Here is an 8,804-nt window from a genome sequence, read left to right as displayed (position 1 = left end):
GCTACGGCTGCCCAATCTGACGACTCCTTTATTGACCTCGTTGCCCAGGCCATGCCTTGGCAGGCTTCGACCTGAGTGAGCATCGCTAAACAGATACCCAAGATGCCGGGGATCTTATACGGGAAATGCTAATCGGGAATTTTGCCACCCAAAACTGATGTTTTTGCAAAACTGAGATGCACCCCTTTCATTCTCTCAAAATAGAAAGACATCCCGGGACTTAAACCCAAATCTCTGGGTCTTCGGAGTTTGAGGTGATAAGCGGATTTTATCCCCGGTCAAAACCTTTTCTGTAGAGGCGTCATGGCAATTTACCCTGGTTCGATTTCGTATTATTCATAACAAATCCCACCGTAATCTCAGGAGACCCTTATTACCCACCTGACCCCTCAAGGTTTTCCTCATCATAGTGTTTTTTCCCTCGGATTATCCGGTTATGCTTGGAGTCAATCCCTGCTGCTCTGGAGAGATTGGATGTTGGATCTCATGGCGTTGAAATCTCACAAATCTCTCCATTTTCAACGAGGGCTAGAGGATCGATCCCTTGTGAGGCAGGGGGTCTAGTTATGTTGTCACCCTCTCAGTTTTAAAACAGTTCTGTTATATAGCAGCCGCCAGAGCAACCAGGACATTTTCAAGCCTGGAAGTCGTCATACACAGCCAGAGCCGACTGTCCTAACCCAATTGGCGAGCGCTATATAGCACAGCTCAGAGAAACGTTTCCGAAAACGTTTCAGCATTCAAAAACCCCGGTCTTGAGTAAAAACCGGGGTTTCAAGATTCTCTTGATTTCGGCTTTAAAAATCGCCGCGAGATTCAATTGCTCCCGTTAATTTCTCGATCGCCTCATCAACCGGCATCGAACCCAATTCCCCAGACGCGCGAGTGCGGATACTCAAGCTGTTGGCTTCCTGTTCTTTCGCACCGACGATCGCCATCACCGGAATTTTCGCTTTTTCGCCGTTGCGAATCAGTTTTCCGAGGCGTTCGCCACTGGTATCGGCAGCGGCGCGAATTCCACTTTGTAACATTTTCGCTGCGACATCTTTGGCGAAGGGTAAAAATTCATCGCTCACCGGAAGCAACCGCACCTGTTCCGGTGCCAGCCACAGGGGAAAATCGCCCGAATATTCTTCGATGAGAATGCCGATCAACCGTTCTAGGGAACCGAACGGCGCGCGGTGAATCATGACCGGACGTTGGCGAGAACCGTCTTCGGCGACGTATTCCAACTCGAAGCGTTCGGGTAGGTTGTAATCGACTTGTACCGTTCCCAACTGCCACTCCCGTTCGAGGGCGTCTTGGAAAATAAAGTCGAGTTTGGGACCGTAGAACGCCGCTTCGCCGGGAGCCTCGAAGTAACTCATGCCTTTAGCGTTCATGGCGTGGCGGATGGCGTCTTCGGCTTTGTCCCAGGCTTCGTCGGAACCGATGTATTTGTCGGAGAAGCGATCGCGGGTACTCAATCGCGCCTTAAACTGACGCAGGCGCAAACTCTCGAACACCGACAAAATTAAATCGACGACGTTGAGAAACTCCGTTTCCAGTTGGTCGGGGGTGACGAACAGGTGAGAATCGTCTTGGGTAAAGCCGCGAACTCGCGTTAACCCCCCCAGTTCTCCCGACTGTTCGTATCGGTAAACCGTACCAAACTCCGCGAGGCGCAACGGTAAATCGCGGTAAGAGCGCAGTTCGCTTTTATAAATCTGCACGTGGAACGGGCAGTTCATGGGTTTGAGGATGAATCCCTGTTCGGCACGTAACGCCTCTTCGTCGTCCGCCATCAACGGGAACATATCCTCTTTATAGTTCTGCCAGTGTCCCGAGGTTTTAAACAAGTCCACTCGGGCGATGTGGGGGGTAACGACGCCGAAATATCCCCGTTTTTGCTGTTCGTCTTTGAGGAAATTTTCGAGGGTCGATCGCAGGATCGTGCCTTTCGGCGTCCACATGGGCAAACCGGGGCCGACAGCATCGGAGAAGACGAACAGCCCTAGTTCTTTACCGACTTTGCGGTGATCCCGCTTGAGGGCTTCTTCTTTGCGGCGTTTGTATTCCTTGAGTTGTTCGGGGGTTTCCCACGCCGTCCCGTAAATCCGTTGCAGTTGCGGGTTGTTGGCATCGCCGCGCCAGTACGCCCCGGCAATGCTTTCGAGGTCGAAGGCTTTCGGGTGTAGATCCCCGGTGGTTTCGACGTGAGGACCGGCGCAGAGATCCCACCAGCGATCGCCTAAATGGTAAAGGGTAATGGGATCTTCTTTAATATCCCCGAGAATTTCCAGTTTGTAGGGTTCTTTAATCTCGGTGATGCGCTTTTCAGCTTCTTCTCGCGTCACCACTTCCCGAATCACGGGCAGTTTTTGCTTGATAATTTTGACCATCTCTTTTTTGATGGCCTTGAGATCTTTTTCCGTAAACGGTTCCGGGCGATCGAAATCGTAGTAAAACCCGTATTCAGTCCACGGGCCGATCGTGACTTGGGTTTCGGGAAACAACCGCTGTACCGCCATCGCCATGACGTGAGAGGCGGTGTGACGGATGCGTTTGAGCTTGTCCGATTCGCTGGTACGGGGCAGGCGAATCGGTTGTTGTTCCACGGCTTCGGCTGATTGGGACGCTGAGGGTGACATGGGCAATTCGATCGAAAACGGAACTTTACGAGCTTAACGGATAAAGCGGCGCGATCGATCGTCTCCGATCTAGAGCCTTTCGATCGCCACAACTTGCATTTTCTATCTTAAACGGTTGCTTTCGATCGCGGAAAAGCTTCGCTCGATCGACCGCTTCCGTTCGGTTAACCGCCCTCGACAGCTTGCAAGGGTATCGGTAACAATTTCGATCGTTGGCGGAGTGTGACGCATTGTTTCTCCCAACTCACAAACCATTGCCGGTTTGATGGGAATGCCGCAACTCCCGATAGCCTAATTCATTCCAGGAGGCAGTCACGATGCCCTTAGGCGCTTTCGGTTAAGTCAGCTCGTACGAAACTTTTCCAACTCAACCCCCAGGCGAACGCGACCGTTTGTGCATTCCGAATTTCCCGCGAAATTCGTATCGGTTTCGCCTCGTCCAATTCATCGCCGATCGACGGCGATTGGATTGTGTCCTCGATCGCTTATAGGAGAGGAAAACAGCTATGCGTATCGCTCAAGTTGCACCGTTATGGGAGCGCGTCCCTCCTCCCGGTTACGGTGGAATCGAACTCGTCGTGGGACATCTGACGGACGAACTCGTCCGACGCGGTCATCAAGTGACGCTTTTTGCCTCGGGAGATTCCCAAACCCTAGCCCGTCTCGAACCTATTTGTCCGAAGGCGTTGCGTCTCGATCCCGAAACCCTCGACCCCGAAGCCCATGCAGTCCTTCAATACAAGCGCGTCTCAGACACCGCCAGCGAGTTCGACATCGTTCACTTCCACACCAGCTATCCGGCACTACCTTATGCCGAGATGTTGAAAACTCCCATCGTTCACACCTTGCATAACGGCTTTACTCGCGAAAACCCGCAAGTGTTCTATCAGTACCGACACCAACCGTTTATCAGTATCAGCGACGCGCAACAGCAGCACCTTCGGGATCTCAACTACGTGCGAACGGTTCACAACGGCATCGATCCCGAGAGTTATCCCTTCGTGGAAGTTCCTGCCAACGATCCCCCGTATTTGGCCTTTTTCGGGCGACTGTCTCCCCAAAAAGGCGTCCACCACGCCATCGAAATCGCCAAACGAACCGGATGGACGCTGAAAATTGCTGGAAAAGTCGATCCGGTCGATCGCGCCTATTTCGAGCGAGACATTGTCCCCAATCTCGACGGCAGACAAATTCAATACCACGGCGACCTGTCCCCTAGCGATAAAGTGCGATTGTTGGGATACGCCACGGCTACCTTATTTCCCATTACTTGGGAAGAGCCGTTCGGATCGATCTCGATCGAGTCCATGTGTGCGGGAACCCCCGTTATCGCCTTCAAACGGGGCGCGGTTCCGGAAATCGTCGCCCACGGCGCAACTGGGTTTATTTGCGAAACCGTCGAAGATGCTGTCGATGCCGTTTCTCTCGTCGAGGATCTCGATCGCGAAAACTGTCGGGATTTCGTCGAACGCCATTTCAGCGTCTCCAGCATGGTGGAGAAATACGAAGCGGCGTATCAAAAAGTCCTGAACGAGTTCTGGTCTCGCAACGGCCGCGCTGTGAGCGAACCGACCTTAGCCGCTTAACATCAAAGGAGAAACAACATGGCTGTGAAACCTTGCCCCTGCTGTGGAAAATCGATGTTGCAACACGTGCGATCGAGCAAACTTCAATGGTTCTGTTCTTCTTGCACCTTCGCCATGCCTGCCAGTGGGGGATCTCGACTCTCGACACCGTCCACGACAGCCCCCGCAGCAACGCGCAAAACCGCAGCGTGATTTTGGGTGATGAGGTGATGAAAACAGTCACCCGTCACCAGTGAAGAGGGGATGAAGGGATGAGGAGAACTCCCAACTCTTGACTCTTCCCTCTCCCCTCTTCACTGAAGAAGCTCCTCCTCTGGCACAAAGCGACTGTTTCGGCAACGACGACCAGGACTTCTGAGGAGTTGTTAAGTCAGCGATCCGTACTGTCTTGGCAACAGGTTCGCCGGTCTGAAGCCGAAGGCGAACCCTGCCAACCGACGTTAGCTCCTAAAGACGATAACATTGGTCGGGTTGCCGATCGCCCCGATTTCCAACCGCATTAGCCTTCGACTGTGTCGGAGAGGCGATCGGGGTGCGGATGTCGAACCGAAACGGGGATCTGACTGTGGCGATCGAACTTCCGTGAAGAAACCTTCTGCAAGAAACTACACTATAAGAACGGAAGTTAAGTTTTGTAAACTATCGTGTCTGTTTCCCCTGCCAGTTCTCTCCCTACCACCGAGGTCGATCGCTTTTGGCGTTGGCGCGGTTTTCGCATTTGCTACCAACAAGCGGGCGATACCGGCCCGGCGGTCGTATTGGTTCACGGCTTCGGGGCGTCACTCGGTCATTGGCGCGATAACATTCCCGTTCTCGCTCGATCTTGCCGCGTTTACGCCCTAGATTTGCTGGGATTCGGGAAATCTCACAAACCCACTCCCGGTTTGGCGATCGATTACACGTTTGAAACCTGGGGCGATTTAGTGGCCGATTTTTGTCGCGAAATTGTCGCAGATAGGGCGTTTCTCGTGGGAAATTCGATCGGCTGTATCGTCGTCATGCAAACGGCGGTGACGCATCCCGATTTCGTGCGCGGTGTGGTGCAATTAAATTGTTCGTTGCGCCTGCTTCACGACAAACGACGCACCGATCGATCTTGGTTGAAACGCATGGGTGCGCCGCTGTTGCAAAATTTGCTGGGAATTAAACCCATTGGCGACTTTTTCTTCGCGCGACTGGCGACGCCGAAAACGGTTCGGAATATTCTTTTGCAGGCGTACAAACGTGCCGATCGAGTCACCGAAGAACTTGTCGAACTCCTCCTGGCTCCAGCAAAAGATCCCCGCGCTAGCGATGTTTTTGTGGCGTTTACTCGCTATTCTCAAGGTCCGCTTCCAGAAGAGTTACTCGATCGCCTCCCCTGTCCGACGCTGATCCTGTGGGGAGCAGAGGATCCCTGGGAACCCCTGGAACTGGCGCGATCGCTCGAGAACTACGAGGCGGTCGATCGCTTTATCGTGTTAGACGGTGTCGGACACTGTCCCCAAGACGAAGCCCCCGAAGAAGTCAATGCCATTGTCTCGGAGTGGATTCGCGATCGCTCTCGACAATTCCCCCACGACGATCGTTCGTCCTTTTGAGGTTTGAGAGAACGTCGTGACGAAATTTTGGGGCGATTTTCGCAGAAGCGCGATCGCGAACTTTCTCGTATTCTTTCCACAGAGAGAGCAAGTGTTGAGAAAATCAGCATTTTCCCTTTCTGTTGGATTAGTTTTTGTTATCGATCGAGCCCAATTATCGGCGCGAGTGCCTGAAATTTCGCCTTTTTTTCCGACAGTGCTTGTCAAATCGGGGTGAATTCAGGTATAAGTATAGTATTGGAAATTTGTCGGTGCTTTTTGTCGAAGCAAGAACTCATCAAGCGCCGCTCTAGCAACCCCATAAAGTCAAGAGGATTTGAACAATTCAAGAGGTCGTATGAACCATCAGGTAATTCATCCTATGGTGAAAATGCAGCGTCAAGTACGCTCGCTCGTCGATTCTAAGGTCGTTCAACCTAGCGATCGCATTTGGAAAGTCGCCTTCCTGTTTGGCGACGAGTGGCCCCGTCTCAAGCAAGAACTGCTTGAATTCGAGTTCTCCATGCAAGATCCCCTCAGCGAGCTGTTAGCCGTTGAAGTCTGGGAAGACGAGTAATTTTAACAAAACGCTAGCGTAAGCTTAAATTTCGGCTGAACTTCCCCAGTACGCTATTTAAACATCTGCTGTACTGGGGAGGTTCGTGCGTCAGGTTCGAGACGATCGCGTGAAGTTAAGTTGCATTGCCACATGATTGCAACCGGGTTTCACTCGGGTTGAGAAATTGGCGTGTCAATCTAACACGCGATCGCCTTCCTCGTCGAAAACGCGACGAGAGATCGTTCGTGTCGTGCAACGATAGTTGCATTGCAACAGCAGTACTGCAACATCCCGAGATTTAAATTGAAACGCACAGTATTTAACCGCCTTCGGGATCGATCGAATACCGGGGGATCGCTGCGATCGAGGAAACTCAAGCTCAAAAATAGGCGTTTAGCCCATCTGGAATCTCTCCCACAGCAGAAAGTTCGACTTGGCGGGCGTTTCCGTCGTTTTTCAAGCAAATACGAACGTAAACGTTCGGTAAATATGTCAGACGGTCGGCCCATTCGATCGCCGTAATTCCCGGTCGAACTTCTACACCTTCCCAATAGACATCCGGTTGCAAATCTTCGATCTCTTCAGGCTGCAACCGATACAAATCGAAATGATACAACGGCATCCGACCGTCGAGATATTCGTTAATCAGGGTAAACGTCGGACTGACGATCGCCTCAGAAATCCCCAAACCTTCGCCGATTCCCTGAATCAGCGTCGTTTTACCGCTGCCTAACTCCCCTTCGAGGAGTAACGTCGTCAACGGCGGGATATGTTTTCCCAACTTGACCCCGAAACGGCGTGTCGCGTCAGCATCGGGAAGAGACAGAACTGCAAGCGTCATCGCGAAAAATGTAAACTTATATGAAGCAATCGAACCGATCGTTCGGATATTTCACAGAACCCATGAGATCTCGTCGCAATCTTTTACACCTGATTTTGAAACTGACCTGGGCGAGTTGTCTCGCCATTGTCGCCGTCTGGGGGGCGATCGCGCAACCGGCGTCGGCGATGGGGGGAACGCTGCCACCGCTGAACGCACCCGCTCCCGAGTTTACCTTACCCACGAATACCGGAGACGGAGAGGTTTCGCTATCCGACTATCGGGGTCAGTGGGTGGTGGTGTACTTCTATCCCGCCGATTTTACCCCCGGTTGCACGCTCGAGGCACGACGCTTTCAACAAGACTTACCCGAATATCACGATCGCAACGCACAAATTCTCGGCATTAGTGCCGACGACGTGAATTCCCACGAAGACTTCTGCGATTCGGAAGGCTTGCGATTTCCCCTACTTTCCGATGTGGACGGCAGCGTTAGCCAAGCTTACGGATCTTGGATTTATTCGCGATCGGTACGTCACAGCTTTATCGTCGATCCTGACGGGATGCTGCGCGATCGATTCGTGAAAGTCAATCCCTCCATTCACAGCCAAGAAGTTTTGACGCGATTAGACAAGTTGCAAGCCACCTCGTAAACCCTTAAATCTTTCTAAAGTTTGCAGTCTCGATGGACATCCCGCGCTACGGATGAAACCGTAGTCTTCAAAGCTGTTCTATGGCAACTCAAACCATGACTAAATACGTCTGCACAGTATGCGGTTACGTCTACGATCCCGAAAAAGGCGACCCCGACAGCGGCATCGAAGCCGGTACGGCGTTTGAGGATATTCCCGACGATTGGGTCTGTCCGGTTTGTGGAGCTGCGAAAGATGACTTCGAGCCGCAAAGTTAACCGCACCCCAACGATCGAAGCGTGACGAGGAAAGCGATCGCCCCTCGACTCCTCTCCTCATCGTGCTTGTTGCACGAGCCATTGAAACTTCGCCCGTACCAAATCTAAATCCTGCGGGTCGAGGGTGAGCGGTTGGGGGTTCGACAGTTCCGGGGCGTCTAAAGCCGTCCCATACCCGAGGCGGCGCACTGTCGCTCGCATCCGATCGCACAAACACAGCGATAGCCCGCGATAAAAGCGAGAGGCAAACCCCAAATCTTGGTTGAGCTTCGACATCAATCGAAATCGGGGAATTTCCAGTACTTCACACGGGGCGATCGCCTTGACGGTAGCGATGGGCAACCGGCTGTCTACAAACGAAATTTCACCGATGACCTCTCCGGTAGAAATGCGAGCGAGTTCGCGATCGACAGGCGGATCGAGAACCACGCTGAACTCCCCCCTCAACACGAAATACAAGGCGCTAATTTGTTGCCCCTCGAAAATTAGCGTTTCTTCAGGTTCGAGCGTGCGTTTGTGACCTTGGCGAGCGAGCCAATCGATATCTTCATTGTTGAGTTCGCCCAAGATTAAAAATGCTTTCTTCACGATCGTTGCCCCTTGACATCCTCTCCCAGCAACCCGTTCCGGGTATGCAGGGAGATTCCTTGGGTCGCCCCAAAGATTTCCTGCTTCACAGCCAGCCAACTAGAATCAGTGACCCGATCCCCCGTCGCCTCGACTCCACAGGCATTTTCGAT

General features: G+C 52.5%; 10 protein-coding genes and 2 pseudogenes. 8 read left to right on the top strand and 4 right to left on the bottom strand.

The features are described 5' to 3' along the window. Positions 1 to 384: 384 nt before the first annotated feature. Positions 385 to 564 (top strand): annotated as a pseudogene (locus tag POG22_RS03425) (IS4 family transposase); the annotation flags it as partial. 233 nt (positions 565 to 797) lie between these two features. Here POG22_RS03425 and thrS read toward each other — a convergent pair. Next, on the bottom strand, positions 798 to 2,630 hold the full coding sequence (thrS, locus tag POG22_RS03420; RefSeq protein WP_498903639.1) for a threonine--tRNA ligase: 1,833 nt from the start codon (positions 2,628 to 2,630) through the stop codon (positions 798 to 800). Between the two features lie 506 nt (positions 2,631 to 3,136). On the opposite strand from thrS, the gene POG22_RS03415 reads away from it, so the two are divergent. The 5 genes from POG22_RS03415 to POG22_RS03395 all read left to right on the top strand — a co-directional run bounded on the left by POG22_RS03415 (position 3,137) and on the right by POG22_RS03395 (position 6,352). Continuing rightward, positions 3,137 to 4,216, top strand: coding sequence for a glycosyltransferase family 4 protein (locus POG22_RS03415; protein WP_498903637.1), 1,080 nt, complete (start codon positions 3,137 to 3,139; stop codon positions 4,214 to 4,216). 86 nt (positions 4,217 to 4,302) lie between these two features. Then, positions 4,303 to 4,452, top strand: a complete 150-nt coding sequence (locus tag POG22_RS03410; RefSeq protein WP_498903635.1) for a hypothetical protein — start codon at positions 4,303 to 4,305, stop codon at positions 4,450 to 4,452. 126 nt (positions 4,453 to 4,578) lie between these two features. Next, a complete protein-coding gene (locus POG22_RS03405; protein WP_498903633.1) occupies positions 4,579 to 4,719 on the top strand; it encodes a hypothetical protein in 141 nt (46 codons plus the stop codon). A gap of 141 nt (positions 4,720 to 4,860) precedes the next feature. Further along, positions 4,861 to 5,796 (top strand): alpha/beta fold hydrolase, encoded by a 936-nt coding sequence (locus POG22_RS03400; protein ID WP_498903632.1) that lies wholly within the window; start codon positions 4,861 to 4,863, stop codon positions 5,794 to 5,796. Between the two features lie 337 nt (positions 5,797 to 6,133). After that, positions 6,134 to 6,352 carry a DUF4327 family protein gene (locus tag POG22_RS03395; protein ID WP_026098007.1) on the top strand — a complete coding sequence of 73 codons (219 nt, stop codon included), beginning with the start codon at positions 6,134 to 6,136 and terminating at the stop codon, positions 6,350 to 6,352. A 361-nt stretch (positions 6,353 to 6,713) separates the two neighbouring features. Here the strand turns inward: POG22_RS03395 and tsaE are convergent, their stop codons facing one another. Further along, the gene (gene tsaE / locus POG22_RS03390) at positions 6,714 to 7,175 is read right to left on the bottom strand and encodes a tRNA (adenosine(37)-N6)-threonylcarbamoyltransferase complex ATPase subunit type 1 TsaE (protein WP_498903631.1); all 462 of its coding nucleotides are present in this window, start codon (positions 7,173 to 7,175) and stop codon (positions 6,714 to 6,716) included. A gap of 62 nt (positions 7,176 to 7,237) precedes the next feature. On the opposite strand from tsaE, the gene POG22_RS03385 reads away from it, so the two are divergent. Together POG22_RS03385 and rd are read left to right on the top strand one after the other, a co-directional pair. Next, positions 7,238 to 7,807, top strand: coding sequence for a peroxiredoxin (locus POG22_RS03385; RefSeq protein WP_498903629.1), 570 nt, complete (start codon positions 7,238 to 7,240; stop codon positions 7,805 to 7,807). Positions 7,808 to 7,902: 95 nt separating this feature from the next. Continuing rightward, positions 7,903 to 8,064 carry a rubredoxin gene (gene rd / locus POG22_RS03380; protein WP_498903641.1) on the top strand — a complete coding sequence of 54 codons (162 nt, stop codon included), beginning with the start codon at positions 7,903 to 7,905 and terminating at the stop codon, positions 8,062 to 8,064. A gap of 57 nt (positions 8,065 to 8,121) precedes the next feature. Here the strand turns inward: rd and POG22_RS03375 are convergent, their stop codons facing one another. Beyond that, complete coding sequence (locus tag POG22_RS03375) at positions 8,122 to 8,652, bottom strand: cyclic nucleotide-binding domain-containing protein (RefSeq protein WP_498903628.1); 531 nt, start codon at positions 8,650 to 8,652, stop codon at positions 8,122 to 8,124. Then, a pseudogene (locus tag POG22_RS03370) lies at positions 8,649 to 8,804 on the bottom strand (RNA-guided endonuclease TnpB family protein); the annotation flags it as partial. The gene POG22_RS03375 and the pseudogene POG22_RS03370, both read right to left, overlap by 4 nt.

The organism is Geitlerinema sp. CS-897 (assembly GCF_028368005.1).
In the GTDB taxonomy this organism is placed as follows: Bacteria; Cyanobacteriota; Cyanobacteriia; order Cyanobacteriales; family Geitlerinemataceae; genus Baaleninema; species Baaleninema simplex.
The sequence above is the reverse complement of the archived record's forward strand: the minus strand, read 5'-3'. Positions and strand labels throughout refer to the sequence as shown.

What these genes read in the sequence shown, in the direction of transcription:
- tsaE (WP_498903631.1), bottom strand. Translation starts at nt 7,175, where the DNA reads ATGACGCTTGCAGTTCTGTCTCTTCCCGATGCTGACGCGACACGCCGT.
- POG22_RS03415 (WP_498903637.1), top strand. Translation starts at nt 3,137, where the DNA reads ATGCGTATCGCTCAAGTTGCACCGTTATGGGAGCGCGTCCCTCCTCCC.
- thrS (WP_498903639.1), bottom strand. Translation starts at nt 2,630, where the DNA reads ATGTCACCCTCAGCGTCCCAATCAGCCGAAGCCGTGGAACAACAACCG.
- POG22_RS03395 (WP_026098007.1), top strand. Translation starts at nt 6,134, where the DNA reads ATGAACCATCAGGTAATTCATCCTATGGTGAAAATGCAGCGTCAAGTA.
- POG22_RS03385 (WP_498903629.1), top strand. Translation starts at nt 7,238, where the DNA reads ATGAGATCTCGTCGCAATCTTTTACACCTGATTTTGAAACTGACCTGG.
- rd (WP_498903641.1), top strand. Translation starts at nt 7,903, where the DNA reads ATGACTAAATACGTCTGCACAGTATGCGGTTACGTCTACGATCCCGAA.
- POG22_RS03410 (WP_498903635.1), top strand. Translation starts at nt 4,303, where the DNA reads ATGGTTCTGTTCTTCTTGCACCTTCGCCATGCCTGCCAGTGGGGGATC.